This window comes from Bradyrhizobium sp. 2TAF36, from assembly GCF_052114925.1.
Classification (GTDB): domain Bacteria; phylum Pseudomonadota; class Alphaproteobacteria; order Rhizobiales; family Xanthobacteraceae; genus Bradyrhizobium; species Bradyrhizobium barranii.
The window spans coordinates 65,894-88,726 of the sequence record NZ_JBFRFR010000030.1 but is presented as its reverse complement, the minus strand read 5'-3'; the positions used below and the strand labels follow the sequence as shown (position 1 = coordinate 88,726).

Here is a 22,833-nt window from a genome sequence, read left to right as displayed (position 1 = left end):
GATTCACGGTGCAACACTCCAGAACTGAATTATCGTAGGGTGGGCAAAGCGAAGCGTGCCCACCAGTTGTGTGCAGAAGATGGTGGGCACGGCGAAGACGCCTTTGCCCACCCTACGGCAGCGTCAATGCGTGGTGCGCAGCTCGCGCTCGCGCTGGATCACTTCGGTGGCGAGCCGCAAGTAAGCTTCGCTGCCGACGCATTTGAGATCGTAGACTAGCACCGGCTTGCCGTAGGACGGCGCTTCCGAGATGCGCACGTTGCGCGGGATCATGGTCTTGTAGACCTTCTCGCCCATGAACTGACGGACGTCGGCGACGACCTGGTTCGAGAGGTTGTTGCGCGAGTCGAACATGGTCAGCACGATGCCGTGGATCGACAGGTTCGGATTGAGCGTCGAGCGCACCTGCTCCACCGTCTGGAGCAATTGCGACAGACCTTCGAGCGCGAAGAACTCGCACTGTAGCGGCACCAGGATCGCATCGGAGGCCGCCATCGCGTTCACCGTGAGCAGGTTGAGCGAGGGCGGGCAGTCGATCAGCACATAGGTGTAATCGGCGTCCGGCGAGACGTTGTTGTTGAGCGCGCCGATGGCATCGCGCAGCTTGAACGCGCGCCCGGGCGTGGTGCCGAGCTCGAGCTCGAGGCCGGAGAGATCCATGGTCGAGGGTGCGATGTGCAGCCGCGGCACCGCGGTCGAGACCACCGCCTCGCGCAAGCTCGATTCGCCGATCAACACGTCATAGGTCGAGCAGGAGCGGTTGCGGCGATCGATGCCGAGGCCGGTCGAGGCGTTGCCCTGCGGATCGAGATCGACGATCAGGACGCRCTCGCCGATCGCAGCGAGTGCCGTGCCAAGATTGATCGCCGTGGTTGTTTTTCCCACGCCGCCCTTCTGATTCGCCAGCGCCAGGATGCGCGGGTGGCCCTGCGGCACTTCGCCGGTCTGTTGCTGCTGCGGTTCGTCAATCACGCTCATCGCAAATTCCCCACTCGACCCCTGAACGCGTCAGCCGCGCTGCTCGACGGACGTCAGCTCGACGATCCAACCGTCGCCGGTACGGCTTTGGTGAAGCTGCGGCTGAATATTCCAATATTTAGCGGCTTCGGTCAATTCAGCCTCTACATCTTGACCCTTCGGAAACAGCGCTTTTGCACCCTGGCGCATCAGCGGCTCCGCAAAGCCGATGAGTTGATGTAGCGGAGCCAGCGCACGCGCGGTGACGCAATCCACGGGGCCGGTGATTCTATCCACATTATCCCCGATCTCCGCGAGATGTACGAGCCCCGGAGATGCGGTGACGCGAACTGCTTCGCGCAAAAAGGCTGCCTTCTTGGCGATTCGCTCGACGAGATGGACGCTGGCKCCCGGCGTTCCGGCCATGGCACAGGCGAGGACAATTCCGGGAAAGCCGCCGCCGCTGCCGAGGTCGGCCCAGCGCTTTGCCGAAGGGGCGAGATCGACGAGCTGGAGCGAGTCGGCGATGTGCCGGGTCCAGAGCTGCGGCAGGGTCGAGGGCGCGACCAGATTGGTCTTGGCCTGCCACTCGCGGAGCAGCGCGATGTAGCGGTCGAGTCGCTCCTCGGTTTCACGTGAAACGGGGGCGAGCCTGAGCGCCGCGAGCTTGTCCGCCGCGATGATGGAGTCCAGCGACCGATCGTTGGCGCTGGCCTTGTCGATCTTCGGTTTGATCGGCGTCGGCTCGGATTGACGGCTCGCGCCCTCACCTGCCGATGGTTTCCCTGATGACGATCTGCCGCCCGGCCCGCGCTGTTTCACGTGAAACGCCTATGCGATCGCCTTTGAGGTCTTCCGTGCCTCGCGCCGGAGGTAGGCCGCGAGGATGCCGAGCGCCGCCGGCGTCATGCCGTCGATCCTGCCAGCCTGGCCGACGGTGAACGGCCGCGCCTTCTCAAGCTTGGCCCGCACTTCATTGGAAAGACCGGGGACCTGCTGGTAATCGACGTCCGACAGCACCATCCCCTCGTCTCGCCTGAAAGCTTCGACGTCGGCGCTCTGGCGCTCGAGATAGACGTCGTACTTCGCGTCGATCTCCAGATGGGTGGCAATGACCGGGTCGATCGCCGACAGCTCCGGCCAGATGGCCCGGACCTGGCTCCAGCCGATGTCCGGATAGGCCATCAACTCGAACGCCGAACGGCGCTGGCCGTCCCGGTTCAGGGACAGGCCGTGCTTGATCGCCTCGTTCGGAGTGATGGTCAGGGACTTCGACAGCGCCCTGGCCGCATTCAGGGCGTCCATCTTGGCGCGGTGATGCAGCGTCCGGGCGCTCCCGACGCATCCGAGCGCAATCCCCTTCTCGGTGAGGCGCTGATCGGCGTTGTCGGCGCGCAGGGTCAGCCGGTACTCGGCGCGGGAGGTGAACATCCGATAGGGTTCGCTGATCCCGCGGGTGACGAGGTCGTCGATCATCACACCGAGATAGCCATCGGCACGGTCGAACACGGTCAGGGCGGCGCCGCTCGCGGCCAAAGCTGCGTTCAGGCCGGCCACGATACCCTGCCCGGCAGCTTCCTCGTATCCGGTGGTGCCGTTGATCTGCCCAGCCAGGAAGAGACCACGCAGACGCTTGGTCTGGAGGGTCGGATCGAGCTCGCGGGGGTCGATGTGGTCGTACTCGATGGCGTAGCCCGGGCGAACCATCTTCACCTGCTCCAGGCCAGGAATGCTGGCGAGGATCGCGAGCTGGACCTCCTCCGGCAGCGAGGTCGAGATGCCGTTGGGATAGACGGTGCTATCGTCGAGCCCTTCCGGCTCCAGGAAGATCTGATGGCCGTCGCGGTCGCCGAAGCGGACGATCTTGTCCTCGATCGAGGGACAGTAGCGTGGTCCGGAGCTCTTGATCTGGCCCGAGTACATCGGAGAGCGATGAACGTTGGCCCGGATCACCTCGTGGGTCGCGGAGGTCGTTCGGGTGATCCCACACTGGATCTGCGGCGTCGTGATCCGTTCGGTCATCACCGAGAACGGCTCCGGCGGCTCGTCTCCGGGCTGCATCTCGACCGCTGACCAGTCGATCGTGGTGCCGTCCAGACGCGGCGGAGTACCGGTCTTGAGCCGTCCAAGGGTGAAACCAGCGCGCTCAAAGGAGGCGGAAAGGCCCATCGCGGGAGCCTCGCCGACCCGGCCGGCGGGCCAGTTCTTCTCGCCGAGATGGATCAGACCGCGGAGGAAGGTGCCGGTGGTGACGACGACAGCCCCTGCCCGAAGCTCGCGGCCGTCCGCCAACCGTAGTCCGGTCACCCGGCCCTCGACCACGATCAGCTCGTCCGCCTCGCCCTCGATGACGGAAAGACCTTCGGTGTCCCGGATCGCGGCCTGCATGGCTGCGGCATAAAGCTTCCGGTCGGCCTGGGCACGCGGACCACGAACAGCCGGACCCTTGCGGCGATTGAGGACGCGGAACTGGATGCCACCGGCATCGCCGACCCGGCCCATCAGGCCATCGAGGGCGTCGACCTCGCGGACCAGATGGCCCTTGCCGAGACCGCCGATGGCGGGGTTGCAGGACATCGCGCCGACCGTGGAGAAACGGTGCGTCACCAGAGCGGTCGTCGCACCCATCCGGGCGGAAGCAGCCGCGGCTTCACAGCCGGCGTGGCCGCCGCCAATCACGATGACGTCGAAACTCTCTCGCTCTGTTCGCATGGGCGGACTTCTATCGCAGAGGCGGAGAAGCCGGAAGTAGAAACTGGGTGAGGCGGTTGTTTCACGTGAAACGGGGCGGCCAGGGAGGCTATGTGCATTTTCGCGAAAACAACCCCATGCACAGTAGAACCGGCACTGAGCGGACTGCTGTTTCACGTGAAACAAGATGGGTCTAACCGGGAGAGAGCTCCCGGCGAGATCTCGCGCGGCTCTGGGCGGAGTAGAGAGGGCACAAGCGATGGGTCTGCTCCGTCATTGCGGGCGGAGCGAAGGGGGGAGGGTTGGGGAGAGGGGCAGCCCAGGAAAAGGTGCTTGTTGCCGACGATGCCTGAATGCTGCAAGTTACGGCGTGGCGTTCTTCCTGCCAACCATCATCAAGGGTCCAGAATCCTTCCGTGGAGGCAGTCTGGATTGCTTCGTCGCAAGAGCTCCTCGCAATGACGAGTTTGGGGCACGAGCGTCGTTCATAGCCAAGACCGCTTGAGCAGTGAAATCGAATCTCCCGCCCAAGTCTGCGGGCCCAGAAGCCGTAATGAGGGCCGCTCGCGTTTCACGTGAAACAGGCCGGAACCGCCCACCACCTGTTTCAGTGAAACAGCGGGAAGCTTGTAGCCCGGATGGAGCGCAGCGAAATCCGGGAAAGGTGTTCCGGCTGCGGAGCCGTCCCGGATTGCGCTTCGCTTCATCCGGGCTACGAAACTACAATCACGCGTTCCACGTGAAACGGACCGGAACCCATCCCACTGCCGTTTCACGTGAAACGCAAGGACTGGAACAAGCGCTAGTTCTACAATGAAGAACTAGTCCTACTTTCCGATGCAAAATTTCTGGAAGATGGCCTCGAGGACGTCCTCGACGTCGACCCGGCCCAACAGCCGACCCAAGGCATAGGCCGCAGCGCGCAGCTCTTCGGCGGCAAGCTCTTCGCCGTCTTCTACAAGCTCCAGGCTCCGGCGCAAGCTGTCCCATGCCCGGCGCAGCAGATCTCGCTGGCGGGCCCGGGTCACCAATGCGCCCTCGGTGGTCCCGAMAAACTCGGCGGCGAATTTCACGAGCGCGTCGATCAGGTCGGGAACGCCGTCTCCCCGGCTCGCCGAGATCCCGAACTCGCCGCGCGGCCCGACCTCCCCCGCCTCGCCCAGATCGATCTTGTTGCGGACGATCCAGACCGAGCCGCTCGATTGATCACGCCCGGGGCCGGACTTCACCAGCGATTGCATCCCGCCCGGATCGACGGCGCGGCCATCCTCCACCAGCCACAGCACGAGGTCGGCGGCGTCGGCTCGCGCTCGCGCTCGGCGCACGCCTTCCTGCTCCACGGGATCGTCGGTCTCCCGGATGCCAGCCGTGTCGATCACCGTGACCGGGTAGCCGTCGAGATCGAGCTGCACCTCGATCACGTCGCGCGTGGTGCCGGCATAGGGCGAGACGATCGCGACCTCGCGGCGCGCGAGCTGATTGATCAGCGTCGACTTGCCGACATTCGGCTCGCCGGCGATCGCGACCACCAGGCCGTCGCGCAGGCGTTCAGAATGTCCCTGTGCTGCAAGCACTTTTGTGATCTCGTCATGCAGCGCTTTGATCGCTTTCACCGCCGGCGCCCTCAGCTCGGCCGGCACATCGCCCTCGTCGGAAAAATCGATGCCGGCCTCGATCAGCGCCGACGCCTCGATGATGCGCTCGCGCCAGTCGCGCGCGCGATCGCCGAGCAGGCCCTGCAACTGGCGCAGCGCCTGGCGGCGCTGACGATCGGTATCGGCATGGATGAGATCGTCGAGACCTTCGGCTTCGGTGAGATCGAGCTTGCCGTTCTCGAACGCGCGCCGCGTGAACTCGCCGGGCTCGGCCGCGCGCATATTCGGAATAAAAGAAATAGCGGAGATGAGTGCCGCGAGCACCGCGCGGCCGCCATGGACGTGAAATTCGGCGACGTCCTCGCCGGTCGCGCTGGCCGGCCCCGGAAACCAGAGCACGACCGCGTCGTCGATCGGCTGGCCCGCGCCATCGCGGAGCAGCCGGCGGCTAGCCTGTCTCGGCGCCGGCTGCCTCCCCGCCAGCGTCGTGAGCGCGAGCCCCGCTTGCGATCCGGAGACCCGCACCACGGCGATCGCGCTCGGCGCACGGCCGGACGACAGCGCAAAGATGGTCTGGTCTCGCGGATGCATGGCCTATTTGTCCGGCTGGCGGGGAAAAGGCAAACGGCCCGTTCTCGCGATGCCGACGCCCCCTTTTGCTGCGGTCTGGCCCGCAGCAACGGCTCTATTGCGATGCAACATAAGGCGCAGCATTTTGCTGCAGAGGCAGCCTCGCCCGGGCACCAAATGGTCAGCCAGCATCCAGCATTACGTAAAGATATCAACAACTTCCGGAAGAGCCGATTTTCCTTTCGTCCCGTCCCCATGCTGCATTTCTTCCGCAGCAAAGCCGCACAAAAAGAAAAAGGGCGCCCAAAGGCGCCCTCTGATCTCATGCTGCATCGCGCTCAGGTGTTCATCGAGTCGAAGAACTCTGAATTGCTCTTGGTCGACCGCAGTTTGTCGAGCAGGAAGTCGATCCCATCCATGGTGCCCATCGGGTTCAGGATGCGGCGGAGCACGTACATTTTCTTGAGCACCTGCGGATCGGTGATGAGCTCCTCCTTGCGGGTGCCGGAGCGCGAGATGTCGATCGCCGGGAAGGTGCGCTTGTCCGAGACCTTGCGGTCCAGGATCAGTTCGGAGTTACCGGTGCCCTTGAACTCTTCGAAGATGACTTCGTCCATGCGGCTGCCAGTATCGACCAGCGCGGTTGCAATGATCGTCAGCGAGMCGCCCTCCTCGATATTGCGGGCGGCACCAAAGAAGCGCTTCGGGCGCTGGAGCGCGTTGGCGTCGACACCACCGGTCAAGACCTTGCCGGATGACGGCACCACGGTGTTGTAGGCGCGGCCCAGGCGCGTGATCGAATCGAGCAGGATGACGACGTCGCGGCCATGCTCGACCAGACGTTTTGCTTTTTCGATCACCATCTCGGCGACCTGAACGTGACGAACCGCCGGCTCGTCGAAGGTCGACGAAACGACCTCGCCCTTCACCGAGCGCTGCATGTCCGTGACTTCTTCCGGACGTTCGTCGATCAGCAGCACGATCAGATAGCATTCGGGGTGATTGTGCGCGATCGAATGCGCGATGTTCTGCATCAGCACGGTTTTACCCGTGCGCGGCGGCGCGACGATCAGCGCGCGCTGGCCCTTGCCGATCGGTGCGACGATATCGATCACCCTTGCAGAAAGGTCTTTTCGCGTCGGGTCGTCGATTTCCATACGGAAACGCTGATTCGGAAACAGCGGCGTGAGGTTGTCGAAATTGACCTTGTGCTTGGCCTTTTCCGGGTCTTCGAAATTGAGCGTGTTGACCTTCAGCAGCGCAAAATAGCGTTCTCCCTCTTTCGGGCTGCGAATGTGGCCTTCGATGGTGTCGCCGGTGCGCAGACCGAAGCGGCGGATCTGCGAGGGCGAAACGTAGATGTCGTCCGGTCCCGGCAGATAATTGGCGTCCGGCGAGCGGAGGAATCCGAAGCCGTCGGAGAGCACCTCGACGACGCCCTCGCCAACGATGTCGGTTTCAGCAATCGCGAGCTGCTTGAGGATGGCGAACAGCAGCTCCTGCTTCCGCATGGTGCTGGCATTCTCGACCCCATTCTCTTCCGCGAACGAGACAAGCTCGGCCGGCGTCTTCGACTTGAGGTCCTGGAGTTTAATTTCCCGCATTGGGGTGGTCCTGTGGGGTAACCTTGGGAGGGGGTGCGAGGAGGCTCTGAAATGCGGACGCGAGAAGGTAAGGTCCGCAGGTCTGGYAAGGAGAGCGCCGGTGAGGCTTCAAACCTGATGCGGTGTCCGGCCTCTGGAAAGCTCAGACAAAACCACATCCGCCTGCGTTGGGTGGGATATCGCCAATATAGAAAATCGCTTTCCACTCCGCAAGCCGAAGCGCTGAGCGATTCATCGCAAGCCTTGCCTAGAACGGCTTCACGATCACCATGATGACGATCAAAATCATCAGAGCAGTCGGCACCTCATTGATAATTCGATAGAATTTCTGGCTACGCGGACGCCGGTCGGCGGCGAAATCCTTGCACCAGCGTGAAAAAAAGCCGTGGACCCCAGACATCGCCAGGACCAGTGCCAGTTTTACGTGCAGCCAGCCGAAAGAGAACCAGTGGCCGGACCAGGCGAGATAGAGCCCGGCAAGCCATGTGACGATCATGGCGGGGTTGATGATCGCCTTGAGCAGCCGGCGTTCCATTACTTTGAAGGTTTCCGACTGCTTCGAGCCGATCTCGGCCTCGGAGTGATAAACGAACAGCCGCGGCAGATACAGCATGCCCGCCATCCAGGAGATGACGGCGATCACATGCAGCGCCTTGATCCAGAGGTAGACGTCTTCGAACATTTTCTGCGCCCGGCTTTCTGTCCAGCGCAGGGAACGCTGGGGATAGTAAGAACTCGTTAAGGTCTCACCCTACACACTTATCCGTCCGTAGCGCCTTCCTCTAATCTAGAATCTTAGATTCTTAAGGTTTGAGTCTATGTGACCGTGAATAGGACTCACACAATTCCGTCCGCACGTTCACGTGCGCTTGTTCACATCCATCAACATATCCCCGATGCTTCCGGCGGCTTCCGATAAGTCGGCCAGCTTCAAAGGCTTGCGCGTTTCTGTCGGCAGCTTATCAAGGGGGTTGTCCGCGCAATCCCGTTTTCCTCTCAACGGGTCGCCGGACTTGTTCCGATGGGCAGTGGTGTGAAGAAAATTGGCACTTGTCCCGCCCCTGGTGTCGCGCAACCCTTTCCGAGGGGTTAAGGTCCACAGAAATCCACAAACCACACCGCCTCCATACAAAGGGCTTTTGTGCCGACCTCGAACAATTATTTCCATCTCCACCTGGTCTCCGACTCCACCGGAGAGACGCTGATCACCGTCGCGCGCGCCGTCGCGGCGCAGTACGCCAACGTCACCCCGGTCGAGCATGTCTATCCCCTGGTGCGCAGCCAGAAGCAGCTCGATCGCGTGCTCGACGAGATCGAGGAGGCGCCGGGGATCGTGCTGTTCACGCTGCTGGAGAAGGATCTGGTCTCCCGGCTCGAGGACAAGTGCAAGCAGATCAACGTTCCGAGCCTGTCGATCATCGGGCCGGTGATGCAGTTGTTCGAAGCCTATCTCGGCGCCGCGACCACGGGCCGCGTCGGCGCGCAGCACGTCCTCAATGCGGAATATTTCAAGCGCATCGACGCGCTGAACTACACGATGATCCACGACGACGGCCAGCATGTTGAAGGCCTCGATGATGCCGACGTGGTGCTCGTCGGCGTCTCACGCACCTCCAAGACACCGACGTCGATCTATCTGGCCAATCGCGGCATCCGCACCGCCAACGTGCCGCTGGTTCCGGGCATTCCGGTGCCGGCACAATTGGAGACCCTGACGCGGCCGCTGGTGGTGAGCCTGCATGCGACGCCGGAACGCTTGATCCAGGTGCGCCAGAACCGCCTGCTCTCGATGGGTGCCGATACCAGCGGCGACACCTATACCGACAGGCAGGCGGTCGCCGACGAGGTCGCGTTCGCGCGCAAGCTGAGCGCCAAGCACGACTGGCCGCTGCTCGACGTCACGCGGCGATCGATCGAGGAAACCGCCGCGGCGATCATGAAGCTCTACAGTGATCGCCAGCGCAACCGGCCCACGGGATAGTTTCGGCGATGTCTCTCTGGCGCGGCGAAACTCCGTTGATACTGGCCTCGCAGAGCAGCGCGCGAAAGATGCTGCTGGCGAGTGCCGGACTGGAGTTCAAGGCGATTACGGCCGATATCGACGAGCGCGGCATTCAGGCCGCCTCGAAACTTTCGGGCCCCCATGACATCGCCCTGCTGCTGGCGCGTGAGAAGGCTAAGGCGGTCTCGGCCAGTCATCCGGGGAGCTATGTGATTGGTGCCGACCAGACCCTGGCTCTCGGCGAGCGTCTCTTCAACAAGCCCGCAGGCCGCGCACAGGCGATGACGCAATTGCTCGACCTCGCCGGCAAAAGCCACGCGCTGAATTCCGCGGTGGCCGTGGCGCGAGATGGCAAGATCGTTTTCGAGGATGTTTCGGTGGCCCGCATGACCATGCGGCCGATGACCGAGACGGAGCTTTCAGCCTATCTCGACGCCGCCGGCGATGCGGTGACGACCAGCGTCGGCGCCTATCAGCTCGAAGGCCTCGGCAGCCATCTGTTCGAGCGCATCGAGGGTGACCATTTCACCATTCTCGGCCTGCCGCTGCTGCCGTTGCTTGCGTTCCTGCGGCGCGAACGGCTAGTTGCAGTGTGAACGACAGAAACGGCTGCCTGCTGATGCGGATCCTTGGACTGACCGGCTCGATCGGGATGGGAAAATCCACCACCGCGAAATTGTTCGCGGAGGCCGGCGTTCCCGTCTATGACGCCGATGCCGCCGTCCACCAGCTCTATGAGGGCGAGGCCGCGCCGGCGATCGAGGCCGCCTTTCCCGGCACCACCGCGAACGGCAAGGTCGACCGTCCAAAATTGTCCGCGCGCGTCGTGCATGATCCGGCCGCGATCAAGCAGCTCGAGCAGATCGTTCATCCGATGCTCGGCGCCTCCCGGCAAAAATTCTTCGCCGACGCGGAAGCAGCCAAGGCGCCCGTCGTGGTCCTGGATATCCCGCTGCTGTTCGAAACCGGCGGCGAGAAGCGGGTCGACGCGGTCGTCGTGGTGTCGACCTCGCCGGAACTCCAGCGCAAGCGTGTGCTGGAGCGCGGCACGATGGACGAGGCCAAGCTCGATGCGATCATCGCCAAGCAGACGCCGGATGCCGAGAAGCGCAAGCGGGCCGATTTCGTAGTGGATACGTCACACGGACTTGAACCCGTGCGCGCCCAAATCACGCACATTCTGGCCGAGGTCGTTAAGATGCCGCAGCGGCGAGCCTGATTCGCCGGTTCACACGGCCTCTTGATCATGCGTGAAATCGTTCTCGACACCGAAACCACTGGCCTCGATCCGCTCCGCGGCGATCGCCTGGTCGAAATCGGCTGCGTCGAGATTTTCAACCGCATGCCGACGGRCCAGACGTATCACGTCTACATCAATCCCGAACGGGACATGCCGGCGGAAGCCTTTGCGGTGCACGGGCTGTCGGCCGAGTTCCTGTCGACCAAGCCGCTGTTCCACGAGGTCGTCGACCCGTTTCTGGAGTTCATCGGCGATGCGCCGCTGGTGATCCACAACGCTTCGTTCGACATCGGCTTCATCAACGCCGAGCTCGACAAGGTCAAACGTGTCGCGATCCCGCGCGAGCGGCTTGTCGATACGCTGCTGTTGGCGCGGCGCAAGCATCCGGGCGTGTCGAACCGGCTCGACGATCTCTGCTCGCGCTATTCGATCGACAATTCACACCGCACCAAGCACGGCGCGCTGCTCGACGCCGAACTCTTGGCCGAAGTTTATGTCGATCTGGTCGGGGCGCGGCAATCGCAATTGCTCCTCGCTTCGGAAGGCGAGGACATTCGCGCCAATGCGGCTGGCGATGTGCCGCGGCGGCAGCGGACCGTGCCGCTCGCGCCGCGGATTTCCGATGCCGAGCGCGAGGCCCATCGGGCCTTCATCGCAACGCTCGGCGACAAGGCGATCTGGAACGAGTTCCTGCCCGCTCCAGCCGCCCCTCCGGCTGTTTAGGCCTGACCGCTCGTCTGCTGAGCGGCCATTTGCCGCTCCATGTTCTGACGATAGAGACCGACGAAGTCGACCGGATCCAGCATCAGGGGCGGGAACCCGCCGTCGCGCACGGCGGTCGCGATGATCTCGCGGGCGAACGGGAACAGCAGACGCGGGCACTCGATCATGACCAGCGGATGCAAATTCTCCTTCGGCACGTTGGTGATGCGGAACACGCCGGCATAGGCGAGCTCGAACGAGAACATGATCTTACCGGCGGTCTCGGCCTTGCCCTCGACCGACAGCGTCACCTCGAACTCGGTTTCGCTGAGATTGATGGCGCTGACATTGATCTGGATGTTGATCTGGGGCGGCTGGCCCTGCTGCTGGAGCGAGGTCGGCGCGTTCGGATTCTCGAACGAAAGGTCCTTGATATACTGCGCCAGAACGTTGAGCTGGGCAGCCTGGGCCGCCTCGGGAGGGGTGCCGTTGCCGTTGGTCATGAGAGTCTCTCCTTACCCGATTTGGGCTGAATTTCGCGGCGGTTGGCTAACATAGGGCCGCCTCACTCCACAAGGACGAACGGCCCCGGATCGGGTATCCGCGCCGCCCCCGCAATTGTGACGTTCACCCGGCCCTCCTGACGAAATCGCGCGTTAAACGATTGAAGATGCGCGATTTCCGGGCAGGATCGGGTTTCCCCTTAAGCATAAAACGCGCTACACTCGGCGCTGTGCCAAAAGGCGCCATTGGCCGGGCAAGATTTCGTGCCTACATCCCGAGGACCAGACGCGCGGACCTAAAATGGTGATGTAGACTTGCCGTTCCCGTATGGAACGGTCTACTGGCCGGATTGATTTTCCCGGCGACGACCCGAGACGGCCCCTTTCAGCGAAGACCAGAAAGCGAATACGACGTGGACATCTACACCATCATCTTCCTGGCGCTGGCGGTCTTCATCTTTCTGAGGCTGCGCAGCGTGCTGGGACAGCGGACGGGTAACGAGCGGCCGCCGTTCGACCGCACCGCCGCCCGCAATGCGCTGGGGGGTGCCCAGGACAAGAACGTCGTGACCATGCCGGGCAAGGTGATCGACCAGGCCCCGCTGGCGCCGACCGCCGAGCCGGCTCCGCCCTCCGACCGCTGGAAGGGCCTGACCGAGCCGGGCACCGCGCTCGCCCAGGGTCTCGATGCCATCGTCGACAAGGATTCCACCTTCGACCCGCGCCATTTCATCTCGGGCGCCCGCGGCGCTTATGAGATGATCGTGCTGGCCTTTGCCAATGGCGACCGCCGCGCGTTGCGCGACCTGCTGTCGTCGGAGGTCTATGACAGCTTCGACGCCGCCATCAAGGAACGCGAGAAGTATGAGCAGAAGACCGAGACGCGTTTCGTCTCGATCGACAAGGCCGAGCTCGTCGGCGCCGAGCTGCGGGACCGCACGGCTCAGCTCACCATACGATTCGTCTCGCAGATGATCTCGGCCACCCGCGACAAGAGCGGCAATATCGTCGACGGTAGTGCGGACACGGTCGCCGACATCACCGACATCTGGACCTTCGCCCGCGATATCACCTCTCGCGATCCAAACTGGAAGCTGGTTGGCACCGGAAGCGCGAATTAAGAATTTCCTGAAGAACAGCGCGACGGCGCTTTGCGCAGGTGCCGTCGTGCTGTCGTCGTTTTCGCTCGGCGCCGAAGCGGCGCGGCGTCACTACCGCAGCCATCACCATCATCTCCCGGCACTTGCCGCCGCCCCGCCGCGCGCCTTGCCCTATCCGCAGCTCCCTTTGCCGTTCGAAATCCCCGGTGCGCAATATCTGCCGCTGACCTGGACGGACGTGAAAGGCTGGAGCGACGACGACCATCTGGCCGCCTACAAGACGTTCCGCGCGAGCTGCCGGACGATCAACGCGCAGACCGGTGCGGCCGAACCGAAGGCGCTTGGCGGCTCGCTGAGCGAGCCCTGCCGGGCCGCCAAGTCGCTCGAGCTCACCGACGACGCCAAAGCCAGGACCTTCTTCGAGGAGAATTTCGCGCCGCTGCGGATCTCGCGCCTCGGCGAACCCGACGGTTTCGTCACCGGCTATTACGAACCGGTGCTGGAGGGATCGCGGACGCAGACCGACGCCTTCAACGTGCCGGTCTATCGTCGCCCGTCGAACCTGTTTGTGCGCGGCTACAAGCAGGACTCGGTCAGCCTGCCCAACAAGGGCCCGGTCTATCGCAAGATCGGCCGCCGCAAGCTGGTGCCCTATTACGATCGCGGCGAGATCGAGGACGGCAAGATCGCCGGCCGCGGGCTGGAGATCGCCTGGCTGAAGGACCCGACCGATCTGCTGTTCGCCCAGATCCAGGGCTCGGCGCGGATCAAGTTCGACGACGGCGGCACGGTCCGGCTGAATTACGACGCCTATAACGGCTATCCCTACACGGCCGTCGGTCGTGTCCTGATCGAGCGCGGCATCATTCCGAAGGAGGAGATGTCGATGCAGAAGATCAGGGAGTGGATGGCGCAGAACCCCGATGGCGCCAAGGATCTGCGCCGCCAGAACCGCTCCTACATCTTCTTCCGCGAGGTCAATCTGTCCGACAAGGAAGAAGCAGTGGGTGCGCAGGGCATTCCGCTGACTGCCGGCCGCTCGATCGCGGTCGACAAGGCGCTGCACGTCTACGGCACGCCGTTCTTCATCGAGGGCGAGCTTCCGATCGATTCCGAACGCTCCAAGACGCCGTTCCACCGGCTGATGATCGCGCAGGACACCGGCTCGGCCATCATCGGTCCCGCGCGCGCCGATCTCTATTTCGGCGCCGGCGCGGATGCCGGCCGCGTCTCGGGACGGCTGCGCCATCCCATGCACTTCGTCATGTTGGTGCCGAAGGGCCTCGATCCCACGGTGCGCGCCGCGAAGTTGCCGGTGCCGGACCCGCGTCCCTCGGAGAAGATCGCAAAGCTGTTTCCGCAGACCGATCCTGCCAAGGATTCGGCCAAGGATCAGACCAAGCCGGCGGCTCCGTCCGCAGCCGTGGCGCAAGGTAAGGGTGAGACCGTCGCCGTTGCCAATCCGGTCCCGTTGCCGGTGCCGCGTCCCGTGATAGAGCCCGTTCAGGAGCCGCGGCGGCCAGTCAAGAATCGTCCCCATCGGCAGCAATGAAGCGATCGTCCCGTCCGCCCGTGCTGGAGCCTCGTCCCTCGCCGCGCCGCCGTGCGCTGAGCGAGGAGGAGCGCGCGCTGTGGGATGCGGTCGCAAAACAGGTCAAGCCGCTGCGGAAGCATCGCGTGGCAAAGGCGCATGCCCCGCCGCGCACTGAGCCTTCACCGGCAGCGCCGGCCACGCGATCTGCGCCATCGCCACGGCCGATCGCTGCCGCGACGGCTGTGCGGGTGGCAAAGCCGGCCATGCCGCCGCTGGCACCGCTGGGCAAGCGCGAGCGCACAAAATTGTCGCGCGGCCGTAGTGAGATCGAGGCGCGGCTCGATCTGCACGGCATGACCCAGATACGCGCCCACCGGGCCCTGACCGGCTTCCTGCACCGCGCCCATCACGACGGCCTGACCTTCGTGCTCGTCATCACCGGCAAGGGACGGAGCGGCGGCGAAAGCGGCGTGCTCCGCCGCCAGGTGCCGGAATGGCTGAGCCTGCCGGAATTCCGCGCCTTCGTCGTCGGCTTCGAGGAGGCGCATATCGGCCACGGCGGCGAGGGCGCGCTCTATGTGCGGATACGCCGGGCGAGGTATTAGAACGGCCGGACGATTCCGACGCGCGGGATCAGCGTGAGGATCAGGCCGAAGATATTTGTCTTCTGATCCTCCGACGCGATCAGCGGTGCATTGTATTTGGCCGGCAGCATCTTCACCGCATGCAGGATCAGGAACAGGCAGACCGCCCAGTTCGAGATCCAGCGCGAATAGTCGAACACCATCGCGAACATCACGAGATAGGCGAGGCTGATGCCGATCAGCGCCGCGACGACGAGGCGCCGGTGCATGTCATCCGCGAGCGCGCCGATCAGGCCGGCGAAATAGCGCCAGAGTGGCGTGTGCAGCCAGATCAGCAGGGCGAACACCGGCACGCCGAGGATGTTGTGCGGCAGGCGGCCCCAGGTATCCGAAACCTCCTTCGCCAGCGGCTGGTACCAGATGTAGGCGAATTGCAGCAGGTCGGTCCGCGCCGGATCGGCCATCCGGGTCTTCAGATACGCAACGAAATCCGCTTCCGGGATCGGCATCGTTCCCAGGAATTGCGCGGCGAAGAACAGCGCGCTCACGCCAAGCAGCGCGACCAAACCGAACGCGACATTCGCTCTGGTGGCGCTGTAAGCGAGGTAGTGCCTGATCACGACGATGGTGACGATCGTCGGCACATACATCAGCAGATGAATGTGGTGGATCAGCACGAGGACGATCGCGAACAGCGCGGCCGTTGCGACGAACAGCAACGAGCCTGCCGGCATCAGCAGCAGGATGATCGCCAGTGCGCAGCCATAGATGTCGAAATGGCCGAGCGTGTGCATGAAGTTCTTGAGAAAGAACGGCGAGCCCGCGATGAAGACGAACAGCGGCAGCGTTCTCGCGGTGAAGCCGAACGTTTTCTGGAATAGCCTTGCGTACAGCCCCAGCGTCACCAGCCACGTCGCTCCGCCGAGCGCGAACACCAGCCAAACCGGCACCTTGTCCGTGAACAGCGCGACGATGGCGCCGATCAGTGCGCGCTTGATGAAGCCGAAATGATAGTCGACGAGGAGGTGGATGTAGGGGACGTAAGGCGGCAGCTGGATCTTGTGGACGAACACGCCGACGATGACCGCGGCGTTGATCGCGAGCAGGAGACGCCAGGGATTTTGCAGGATATTTGCGGTCACGCCGCATCCATAGCGTGGCCGCGCGGAATTACAAAATGAACCGGCTCAGATCGGCGTTCTTGGCGAGGTCGCCGACGTGCTTCTGCACGAAATCCGCATCGACCTTGACGGTCTCGCCGCTGCGGTCGGGGGCGGTGAAGGAGATTTCGTCCAGCACCCGTTCCATCACGGTCTGGAGCCGCCGCGCGCCGATGTTCTCGACGGTGGAATTGACGGCGACCGCGACGTCGGCCAGCGCGTCGATGGCGTCGGCGGTGATGTCGAGCGTCACGCCCTCGGTCTGCAGCAACGCGATATATTGCTTGATCAGCGAGGCCTCGGGCTCGGTCAGGATGCGCCGCATGTCGTCGCGGGTCAGTGCCTGCAGTTCGACGCGGATCGGCAGGCGGCCCTGCAATTCGGGCAACAGGTCGGACGGCTTCGCGACGTGGAAGGCGCCGGACGCGATGAACAGGATGTGATCGGTCTTCACCGCGCCGTGCTTGGTCGAGACCGTGGTGCCTTCGATCAGCGGCAACAGGTCACGCTGCACGCCCTCGCGCGAGACGTCGCCGCCGACCCGGCCGTCGCGCGCGCAGATCTTGTCGATCTCGTCCAGGAACACGATGCCGTTGTTCTCGACCGCGCTGATCGCCTCCAGCGTGAGCTGGTCGGTATCCAGCAGCTTGTCGGATTCCTCATTGACGAGGATCTCGTGCGAGTTCTCCACCGTCAGGCGCCGCGTCTTGCTGCGGCCACCCAGCTTGCCGAAGATGTCGCCGAGCGACACCGCGCCCATCTGCGCGCCAGGCATGCCCGGGATCTCGAACATCGGCATGCCGCCGCCCGAGGACTGCGTCTCGATCTCGATTTCCTTGTCGTTGAGCTCGCCGGCGCGCAGCTTCTTGCGGAACGATTCGCGCGTTGCCTGGCTGGAATTGGCGCCGACCAGCGCGTCGAGCACGCGCTCCTCGGCGGCGAGCTGCGCGCGTGCCTGCACGTCCTTGCGCTTGCGCTCACGCACCTGGGCGATCGCGACCTCGACGAGATCGCGCACGATCTGCTCGACGTCGCGGCCGACATAGCCGACCTCGGTGAATTTCGTCGCTTCCACCTTCAGGAACGGCGCGTTCGCGAGCTTGGCGAGCCGTCGCGCGATCTCCGTCTTGCCGACGCCGGTGGGGCCGATCATCAAGATGTTCTTCGGGAGTACCTCTTCGCGCAAGGAGCCGGAGAGCTGCTGCCGCCGCCAGCGGTTGCGCAGCGCGATCGAGACCGCGCGCTTGGCATCGGCCTGGCCGACGATGAAACGGTCGAGTTCGGAGACGATTTCGCGGGGAGAGAAGTCTGTCATGGGACCTTAGCTAGGATCAGATGCGGGTCGGGACAAGCCGCATTTTACGTCAGATGATGGGCGGGCCCGATTGCCACTGTTTCACGGCGTCGATCGGATGGATCAGCATCAGGATATTGAGCGTCAGATTGTCGCGAATGTGAAGCGCGAGCATGATCTCGAAGGCGAGCCCGAGCAGGACGGTCACCGAGACTGGCAGCACGCGCGCGGCGAGGAACCCCATCATCATGGCCAGATTGTCAGAAATCGAATTGACGATGCTGTCGCCGAAATAATCCAGCGAGATCGTGCCGGCACGGTAGCGTTCGATGATGAAGGGCGAGTTCTCGACGATCTCCCAGGTGCCTTCGATCAGCATGGCGACGATCAGCCGTGCCGGCCAGGACAGTTGTAGGAAGGGCAGGCGCGCGAACAGCAGCCAGGTCAAGCCGTAGAACAGGAAGCCATGCAGGATGTGAGAGAAGGTGTACCAGTCCGTGATGTGCTGCGAATTTTCGGAGCTGTTCACCACGCCATGCCAGAGCTTTACATAGCCGCAGGTGCAGATCGGCACCCGTCCCATCGCGAACAGGATCGAGGCCTGCAGCGCCAGCAGCAGCAGTGCGATGCCGACCCAGGCGAACGGCGGTACGGCGACCTTGCTCTCGTGCGTGCTCATCAGCGTCACGGCTCGCGCACCATCAGCAGCGCCGTCCCGTCCGGCGTCTCAACCATGCGGTCGCGGACGAAGCCGCCCTTCTCATAGGCGCGCACGGCACGTGCGTTGAGCGGATCGGGATCGGTGACGATGCGTGGCAGGCCCTGCCGCAACTGGCCGTCGACGAACTGGCGGATGAACGCGGAGCCGTGGCCGCGCGCGATCATGTCGCTTTCGCCGATGAACTGGTCGATCCCACGGGTGCCCTCCGGTTGCGGCCCAAAGCCGGTATTCCAGGCTGTCAGGCGATAGCATTGAAGATAGCCGAACGGGTGGGTGCCGGCCAACACGATGAACTGGTCCATCGCCCGCTCATCGAGATCGCCGCCCACGAGCGCAAACTGCTCGTCCGGATCGCCCCACCATTCCCGCACATGCGCCTCGCCCAGCCACCGCCGGATCAGCGGCAAATCGGCCGTGCTCATCGGGCGGAAGGTGTAGGCGGGCGCCATGTCCTGTTCGGTCTGGCCTAGCCGGTCGCCAGGCTTTCGATGGTCAGATTGCGGTTGGTGTAGACGCAGATGTCGGCGGCGATATCGAGGGAGCGGCGGACGATGGTCTCGGCATCCTTGTCGGTGTCGATCAGGGCCCGCGCGGCGGCCAGGGCGTAATTGCCGCCGGAGCCGATCGCCATGACCCCGGCCTCGGGCTCCAGCACGTCGCCGGTGCCTGTCAGCACCAGGGAGACGTCCTTGTCGGCCACGATCATCATGGCCTCCAGGCGGCGCAGATAGCGGTCGGTCCGCCAGTCCTTGGCGAGCTCCACCGCGGCCCGGGTCAGCTGCCCCGGATACTGCTCGAGCTTGGATTCGAGCCGCTCAAAGAGCGTGAAGGCGTCAGCCGTGGCGCCGGCAAAGCCGCCGATGACGTCGCCCTTGCCGAGTTTTCGCACCTTCTTGGCGTTGGACTTGATCACGGTCTGGCCGATCGAGACCTGGCCGTCGCCGCCGATCACCACCTTGCCGCCCTTGCGGACCGTCAAAATCGTGGTGCCGTGCCAGCCCGGCGCGCTGTTCTGGGAGTCCTGCATCAAATACCTCGTTGTCGGACCTGATTTAGGCGGTCGGGACCGACCGTACAACGGGCCGCTCCGGGCCCATTTCGCTCACCATAGGCAGAAGTAGAGGCCCGGCCAGCCGTTCCCGCAGTAGCGAAGGCGTCATTTGACTGTTAAAAGACCGCCGTTTTCGGTCCAAAACCAGAATGGAAACCGCTTTTCAATGCGCACCGCGACGATCAAGCGCAAGACCAAGGAAACCGACATCGAGGTCACCGTGAACCTCGATGGCACCGGCGTGTCCAATATCGCGACCGGCATCGGCTTTTTCGACCATATGCTCGATCTCCTCGCCCGCCATTCCCGCATCGACCTCACGGTCAAGGCGGTCGGCGATTTGCACATTGATCATCACCATACCACCGAAGACACCGGCATCGCGCTCGGCCAGGCGGTCAAGCAGGCGCTCGGCAACATGGCGGGCATCACCCGCTATGCCGGCGTGCACATGCCCATGGACGAGACGCTGTCGCGCGTGGTCATCGACATCTCGGGCCGTCCGTTCCTGGTGTTCAAGGCCGACTTCCCCCGCGACAAGATCGGCGAGTTCGATACCGAGCTGGTGCGCGAGTGGTTCCAGGCCTTCGCCATGAACGCCGGCGTGACTCTCCACGTCGAGACCCTATATGGCGATAACAGCCACCATATCGCCGAGTCCTGCTTCAAGGGCCTGGCGCGGGCGCTGCGCACTGCCGTCGCGATCGATCCGAAGGCTGTGGGCGAAATCCCGTCCACCAAGGGCTCGCTCGGCGGTTGACGTCTTTCGGCCCGCGGCACGCGCCGCTTGCGGTATCACTGAATTCCTAGGAACGGGGCATCACCATGCCTGTCTACACAGTTCATGCTCCCTCCCCTGCCGGAGCCGATCTGCGCGCGACTGACAAGTTCGTCTTCGTGCGCGACGGTTTTCATTTCTGGGCGATGGTTCTCGGCCCGTTCTGGCTGCTCTGGAACAGGCTCTGGCTGGCGCTGATCGGCTGGGTGATTTTCCTGGCTGCATTCGATGCAGGGCTGCATAGCCTCGGCGTTGGCCGCAGCTCGATCTTCTTGGCCAATATGATCATCGCGGTGCTGATGGGTTTCGAGGCCTCGAGCCTGCGCCGCTGGACGCTGTCGCGCGGCAAGTGGCGCCAGCTCGACGTCGTCATCTCCGACGACGAGGACACCGCCGAGCGGCGGTTCTTCGAGCGCTGGAGCCAGAAGCAGCGCGGCATCGTCAACGATCAATGGGCCGTCGATCGCGGCGGCCCGCCGCCAACCCGCAATGTGCCGGGTCAGCAATTCTCGAATCCGCCACCGCTGCCGTCGGGCGGCATCATTGGATTGTTTCCAGAACCGGGAGGGTCAAGATGAGCGTCGCGATCATCGATTACGGTTCAGGCAATCTGCATTCCGCCGCCAAGGCGTTCGAGCGCGCCGCGCGCAGCCTGGAGATTCCGCAAAAGGTCTTCGTCACCAGCGATCCGGATCAGGCCTACGGCGCCGACCGTCTGGTGCTGCCGGGCGTCGGCGCCTTCGCCGATTGCCGGCGCGGGCTCGATGCCGTCAACGGCATGGTCGAGGCGATCACTGAAGCGGTGCGTGTCAAGGCGCGGCCCTTCTTTGGTATTTGCGTCGGCATGCAGCTGATGGCGAGCCGCGGCAAGGAACACGTCATCACCGAGGGCCTGAACTGGGTCGGCGGCGACGTCGAGAAGATCATGCCGCGCGACGAGAGCCTGAAGATCCCGCACATGGGCTGGAACACGCTCGACCTGCTGCGCGAGCATCCGGTGCTGGACAGGCTGCCGCTCGGCCCCAAGGGCCAGCACGCCTATTTCGTGCACTCCTACCACCTCAACGCCGCCAACGAGGCGGACGTGCTCGCGCGCGCCGATTACGGTGGACCCGTCACCGCGATCGTCGCGAAGGACACCGCCATCGGCACCCAATTCCACCCCGAGAAGAGCCAGCGTTTCGGCTTGGCCCTGATCTCGAACTTTTTGCGATGGAAACCGTGATTCTCTTTCCCGCTGTTGACCTCAAGAACGGCCAGTGCGTGYGCCTCGAGCAAGGCGACATGGCGCGCGCGACCGTATTCAACCTCAATCCCGCAGCCCAGGCGCAGAGCTTTGTCGAACAAGGCTTCGAGTATCTCCACGTCGTCGATCTCGACGGCGCCTTTGCCGGCAAGCCGGTGAATGCGCAGGCGATCGAGGGGATGCTCAAGACGATCAAGATCCCGGTACAGCTCGGCGGCGGCATTCGCGATCTCGCGACCGTCGAAGCCTGGCTCGACAAGGGCATCACCCGCGTCATCATCGGCACCGCCGCGGTGCGCGACCCTGAACTGGTGAAGGCGGCTGCAAAAAAATTCCCCGGCCGCGTCGCGGTCGGGCTTGATGCCCGTGACGGCAAGGTCGCGGTCGAAGGCTGGGCCGAGACCTCGCAGGTGACGGTGCTGGAGATCGCGCAGCGTTTCGAGGACGCCGGCGTCGCCGCCATCATCTTCACCGACATCGCGCGCGATGGTCTTCTGAAGGGCCTGAATCTCGATGCGACCATTGCGCTGGCAGACAGCATCTCCATCCCCGTGATCGCCTCCGGTGGCCTCGCCTCGATCGAGGACGTCAAGGCGATGCTGACGCCGCGCGCCAGGAAGCTCGCCGGCGCGATCGCCGGCCGCGCGCTTTACGACGGCCGGCTCGATCCCGCCGCCGCCCTCACCTTGATCCGCAACGCGCGCACCGCCTAGGAGCTGACACATGTTCAAGGTGCGCGTGATCCCCTGCCTCGACGTCAAGGACGGCCGGGTCGTCAAGGGCGTCAACTTCGTCGACCTGCGCGATGCCGGCGATCCCGTCGAAGCCGCGATCGCCTATGACGCCGCCGGCGCCGACGAGCTCACCTTCCTCGACATCACCGCGACCCACGAGAACCGCGGCATCATGCTGGACGTGGTCCGGCGTACGGCGGAGGCCTGCTTCATGCCCGTGACCGTCGGTGGCGGCGTGCGCAAGGTTGACGACATCAAGACGCTCCTGCGCGCCGGCGCCGACAAGGTCTCGATCAACAGCGCCGCGGTGTCGCGGCGCGAGTTCGTCAAGGAAGCTGCCGAGAAATTCGGCGAACAATGCGTGGTGGTCGCGATCGACGCCAAGCGGGTCAAGCGTCCGGGCGGCGATCGCTGGGAGATCTTCACCCATGGCGGGCGCAACTCGACCGGCATCGATGCCATCGAATATGCCCAGGAAGTGGTCTCGCTCGGTGCTGGTGAAATCCTGCTCACCTCCATGGACCGCGACGGCACCCGGCAGGGCTTCGACATCCCGCTGACCCGGGCGATCGCCGACAGCGTTCCCGTTCCCGTGATCGCCTCGGGCGGCGTCGGCAATCTCGATCATCTCGTCGACGGTATCCGCGACGGCCACGCCACGGCTGTGCTGGCTGCCTCGATCTTCCATTTCGGGGAATTCACCATTCGCGAAGCCAAGGAGCACATGGCCCGGCGCGGACTGGCCATGCGCCTCGATGCCTGACGAC

24 protein-coding genes are annotated in these 22,833 nt (G+C 63.9%); 12 read left to right on the top strand and 12 right to left on the bottom strand.

Translation table 11 applies throughout. The features are described 5' to 3' along the window. Positions 1 to 123 precede the first annotated feature (123 nt). The 6 genes from AB4Z51_RS18645 to hemJ form a co-directional block, all read right to left on the bottom strand. A complete protein-coding gene (locus tag AB4Z51_RS18645) occupies positions 124 to 978 on the bottom strand; it encodes a ParA family protein (RefSeq protein WP_441497770.1) in 855 nt (284 codons plus the stop codon). A gap of 30 nt (positions 979 to 1,008) precedes the next feature. After that, entirely contained in the window at positions 1,009 to 1,779 is a 771-nt protein-coding gene (rsmG, locus tag AB4Z51_RS18640) for a 16S rRNA (guanine(527)-N(7))-methyltransferase RsmG (protein WP_135213966.1), read from the bottom strand. Positions 1,780 to 1,788: 9 nt separating this feature from the next. Then, positions 1,789 to 3,669, bottom strand: a complete 1,881-nt coding sequence (gene mnmG / locus AB4Z51_RS18635) for a tRNA uridine-5-carboxymethylaminomethyl(34) synthesis enzyme MnmG (protein ID WP_441497769.1) — start codon at positions 3,667 to 3,669, stop codon at positions 1,789 to 1,791. Between the two features lie 806 nt (positions 3,670 to 4,475). After that, positions 4,476 to 5,834 (bottom strand): tRNA uridine-5-carboxymethylaminomethyl(34) synthesis GTPase MnmE, encoded by a 1,359-nt coding sequence (gene mnmE, locus AB4Z51_RS18630; RefSeq protein WP_441497768.1) that lies wholly within the window; start codon positions 5,832 to 5,834, stop codon positions 4,476 to 4,478. A 317-nt stretch (positions 5,835 to 6,151) separates the two neighbouring features. Further along, positions 6,152 to 7,417, bottom strand: coding sequence for a transcription termination factor Rho (gene rho, locus AB4Z51_RS18625; protein ID WP_441497767.1), 1,266 nt, complete (start codon positions 7,415 to 7,417; stop codon positions 6,152 to 6,154). A gap of 247 nt (positions 7,418 to 7,664) precedes the next feature. Then, positions 7,665 to 8,099 (bottom strand): protoporphyrinogen oxidase HemJ, encoded by a 435-nt coding sequence (hemJ, locus tag AB4Z51_RS18620; RefSeq protein WP_028150172.1) that lies wholly within the window; start codon positions 8,097 to 8,099, stop codon positions 7,665 to 7,667. A 459-nt stretch (positions 8,100 to 8,558) separates the two neighbouring features. Here hemJ and AB4Z51_RS18615 point away from each other — a divergent pair, with 459 nt between their 5' ends. Genes AB4Z51_RS18615 through dnaQ form a run of 4 tightly spaced genes read left to right on the top strand, consistent with a single transcriptional unit; the run spans position 8,559 to position 11,382 of the window. After that, on the top strand, positions 8,559 to 9,398 hold the full coding sequence (locus AB4Z51_RS18615) for a pyruvate, water dikinase regulatory protein (protein ID WP_028150170.1): 840 nt from the start codon (positions 8,559 to 8,561) through the stop codon (positions 9,396 to 9,398). A gap of 8 nt (positions 9,399 to 9,406) precedes the next feature. Beyond that, entirely contained in the window at positions 9,407 to 10,015 is a 609-nt protein-coding gene (locus tag AB4Z51_RS18610) for a Maf family protein (RefSeq protein WP_135213970.1), read from the top strand. A gap of 23 nt (positions 10,016 to 10,038) precedes the next feature. Continuing rightward, a complete protein-coding gene (gene coaE, locus AB4Z51_RS18605) occupies positions 10,039 to 10,638 on the top strand; it encodes a dephospho-CoA kinase (RefSeq protein WP_028150168.1) in 600 nt (199 codons plus the stop codon). Between the two features lie 27 nt (positions 10,639 to 10,665). Further along, positions 10,666 to 11,382: a DNA polymerase III subunit epsilon gene (gene dnaQ, locus AB4Z51_RS18600; protein ID WP_441497766.1), complete on the top strand. Its 717-nt coding sequence runs from the start codon at positions 10,666 to 10,668 to the stop codon at positions 11,380 to 11,382. Here dnaQ and secB read toward each other — a convergent pair. Beyond that, complete coding sequence (gene secB, locus AB4Z51_RS18595; protein ID WP_028150166.1) at positions 11,379 to 11,864, bottom strand: protein-export chaperone SecB; 486 nt, start codon at positions 11,862 to 11,864, stop codon at positions 11,379 to 11,381. The two genes, dnaQ and secB, sit on opposite strands and share 4 nt — an antisense overlap. A 413-nt stretch (positions 11,865 to 12,277) precedes the next feature. On the opposite strand from secB, the gene AB4Z51_RS18590 reads away from it, so the two are divergent. Genes AB4Z51_RS18590 through AB4Z51_RS18580 form a run of 3 tightly spaced genes read left to right on the top strand, consistent with a single transcriptional unit; the run spans position 12,278 to position 15,103 of the window. Then, positions 12,278 to 12,985, top strand: coding sequence for a Tim44/TimA family putative adaptor protein (locus AB4Z51_RS18590; RefSeq protein ID WP_063980275.1), 708 nt, complete (start codon positions 12,278 to 12,280; stop codon positions 12,983 to 12,985). Further along, positions 12,963 to 14,516 (top strand): murein transglycosylase A, encoded by a 1,554-nt coding sequence (mltA, locus tag AB4Z51_RS18585; protein ID WP_166347141.1) that lies wholly within the window; start codon positions 12,963 to 12,965, stop codon positions 14,514 to 14,516. The genes AB4Z51_RS18590 and mltA overlap by 23 nt, the downstream gene beginning before the upstream one ends. Then, on the top strand, positions 14,513 to 15,103 hold the full coding sequence (locus tag AB4Z51_RS18580) for a Smr/MutS family protein (RefSeq protein WP_135213971.1): 591 nt from the start codon (positions 14,513 to 14,515) through the stop codon (positions 15,101 to 15,103). The genes mltA and AB4Z51_RS18580 overlap by 4 nt, the downstream gene beginning before the upstream one ends. Here the strand turns inward: AB4Z51_RS18580 and AB4Z51_RS18575 are convergent. From AB4Z51_RS18575 to hslV, 5 genes are read right to left on the bottom strand one after another with little or no spacing between them, the layout of a single operon-like run. Continuing rightward, positions 15,100 to 16,224 (bottom strand): hypothetical protein, encoded by a 1,125-nt coding sequence (locus AB4Z51_RS18575; RefSeq protein ID WP_135213972.1) that lies wholly within the window; start codon positions 16,222 to 16,224, stop codon positions 15,100 to 15,102. The genes AB4Z51_RS18580 and AB4Z51_RS18575 overlap by 4 nt on opposite strands. 28 nt (positions 16,225 to 16,252) lie before the next feature. Further along, positions 16,253 to 17,557, bottom strand: coding sequence for an ATP-dependent protease ATPase subunit HslU (gene hslU, locus AB4Z51_RS18570; protein WP_063980271.1), 1,305 nt, complete (start codon positions 17,555 to 17,557; stop codon positions 16,253 to 16,255). 49 nt (positions 17,558 to 17,606) lie between these two features. Next, entirely contained in the window at positions 17,607 to 18,224 is a 618-nt protein-coding gene (locus tag AB4Z51_RS18565; protein ID WP_135213973.1) for a DUF2585 domain-containing protein, read from the bottom strand. Then, complete coding sequence (locus AB4Z51_RS18560; protein WP_441497765.1) at positions 18,221 to 18,706, bottom strand: GNAT family N-acetyltransferase; 486 nt, start codon at positions 18,704 to 18,706, stop codon at positions 18,221 to 18,223. The genes AB4Z51_RS18565 and AB4Z51_RS18560 overlap by 4 nt, the downstream gene beginning before the upstream one ends. 17 nt (positions 18,707 to 18,723) lie before the next feature. Then, the gene (gene hslV, locus AB4Z51_RS18555; protein ID WP_028150159.1) at positions 18,724 to 19,284 is read right to left on the bottom strand and encodes an ATP-dependent protease subunit HslV; all 561 of its coding nucleotides are present in this window, start codon (positions 19,282 to 19,284) and stop codon (positions 18,724 to 18,726) included. A 190-nt stretch (positions 19,285 to 19,474) separates the two neighbouring features. Here hslV and hisB point away from each other — a divergent pair, with 190 nt between their 5' ends. The 5 genes from hisB to hisF all read left to right on the top strand — a co-directional run bounded on the left by hisB (position 19,475) and on the right by hisF (position 22,829). Beyond that, positions 19,475 to 20,068 (top strand): imidazoleglycerol-phosphate dehydratase HisB, encoded by a 594-nt coding sequence (hisB, locus tag AB4Z51_RS18550; protein WP_028150158.1) that lies wholly within the window; start codon positions 19,475 to 19,477, stop codon positions 20,066 to 20,068. A 65-nt stretch (positions 20,069 to 20,133) separates the two neighbouring features. Beyond that, positions 20,134 to 20,664, top strand: coding sequence for a DUF2628 domain-containing protein (locus AB4Z51_RS18545; protein WP_028150157.1), 531 nt, complete (start codon positions 20,134 to 20,136; stop codon positions 20,662 to 20,664). Continuing rightward, positions 20,661 to 21,311: an imidazole glycerol phosphate synthase subunit HisH gene (gene hisH / locus AB4Z51_RS18540; protein WP_028150156.1), complete on the top strand. Its 651-nt coding sequence runs from the start codon at positions 20,661 to 20,663 to the stop codon at positions 21,309 to 21,311. The genes AB4Z51_RS18545 and hisH overlap by 4 nt, the downstream gene beginning before the upstream one ends. Continuing rightward, the gene (hisA, locus tag AB4Z51_RS18535) at positions 21,308 to 22,045 is read left to right on the top strand and encodes a 1-(5-phosphoribosyl)-5-[(5-phosphoribosylamino)methylideneamino]imidazole-4-carboxamide isomerase (RefSeq protein ID WP_441497783.1); all 738 of its coding nucleotides are present in this window, start codon (positions 21,308 to 21,310) and stop codon (positions 22,043 to 22,045) included. Before hisH ends, hisA begins: the two co-directional genes overlap by 4 nt. 10 nt (positions 22,046 to 22,055) lie before the next feature. After that, positions 22,056 to 22,829 carry an imidazole glycerol phosphate synthase subunit HisF gene (hisF, locus tag AB4Z51_RS18530; protein WP_028150154.1) on the top strand — a complete coding sequence of 258 codons (774 nt, stop codon included), beginning with the start codon at positions 22,056 to 22,058 and terminating at the stop codon, positions 22,827 to 22,829. Positions 22,830 to 22,833: the final 4 nt, after the last annotated feature.

Bases quoted from the DNA above. Each gene is read 5' to 3' on its own strand.
- mnmG (WP_441497769.1), bottom strand. From the start codon at position 3,669: ATGCGAACAGAGCGAGAGAGTTTCGACGTCATCGTGATTGGCGGCGGC.
- hslV (WP_028150159.1), bottom strand. From the start codon at position 19,284: ATGCAGGACTCCCAGAACAGCGCGCCGGGCTGGCACGGCACCACGATT.
- AB4Z51_RS18560 (WP_441497765.1), bottom strand. From the start codon at position 18,706: ATGGCGCCCGCCTACACCTTCCGCCCGATGAGCACGGCCGATTTGCCG.
- AB4Z51_RS18610 (WP_135213970.1), top strand. From the start codon at position 9,407: ATGTCTCTCTGGCGCGGCGAAACTCCGTTGATACTGGCCTCGCAGAGC.
- hisB (WP_028150158.1), top strand. From the start codon at position 19,475: ATGCGCACCGCGACGATCAAGCGCAAGACCAAGGAAACCGACATCGAG.
- AB4Z51_RS18545 (WP_028150157.1), top strand. From the start codon at position 20,134: ATGCCTGTCTACACAGTTCATGCTCCCTCCCCTGCCGGAGCCGATCTG.
- hisH (WP_028150156.1), top strand. From the start codon at position 20,661: ATGAGCGTCGCGATCATCGATTACGGTTCAGGCAATCTGCATTCCGCC.
- hisF (WP_028150154.1), top strand. From the start codon at position 22,056: ATGTTCAAGGTGCGCGTGATCCCCTGCCTCGACGTCAAGGACGGCCGG.
- coaE (WP_028150168.1), top strand. From the start codon at position 10,039: ATGCGGATCCTTGGACTGACCGGCTCGATCGGGATGGGAAAATCCACC.
- hemJ (WP_028150172.1), bottom strand. From the start codon at position 8,099: ATGTTCGAAGACGTCTACCTCTGGATCAAGGCGCTGCATGTGATCGCC.
- hslU (WP_063980271.1), bottom strand. From the start codon at position 17,557: ATGACAGACTTCTCTCCCCGCGAAATCGTCTCCGAACTCGACCGTTTC.
- AB4Z51_RS18580 (WP_135213971.1), top strand. From the start codon at position 14,513: ATGAAGCGATCGTCCCGTCCGCCCGTGCTGGAGCCTCGTCCCTCGCCG.
- secB (WP_028150166.1), bottom strand. From the start codon at position 11,864: ATGACCAACGGCAACGGCACCCCTCCCGAGGCGGCCCAGGCTGCCCAG.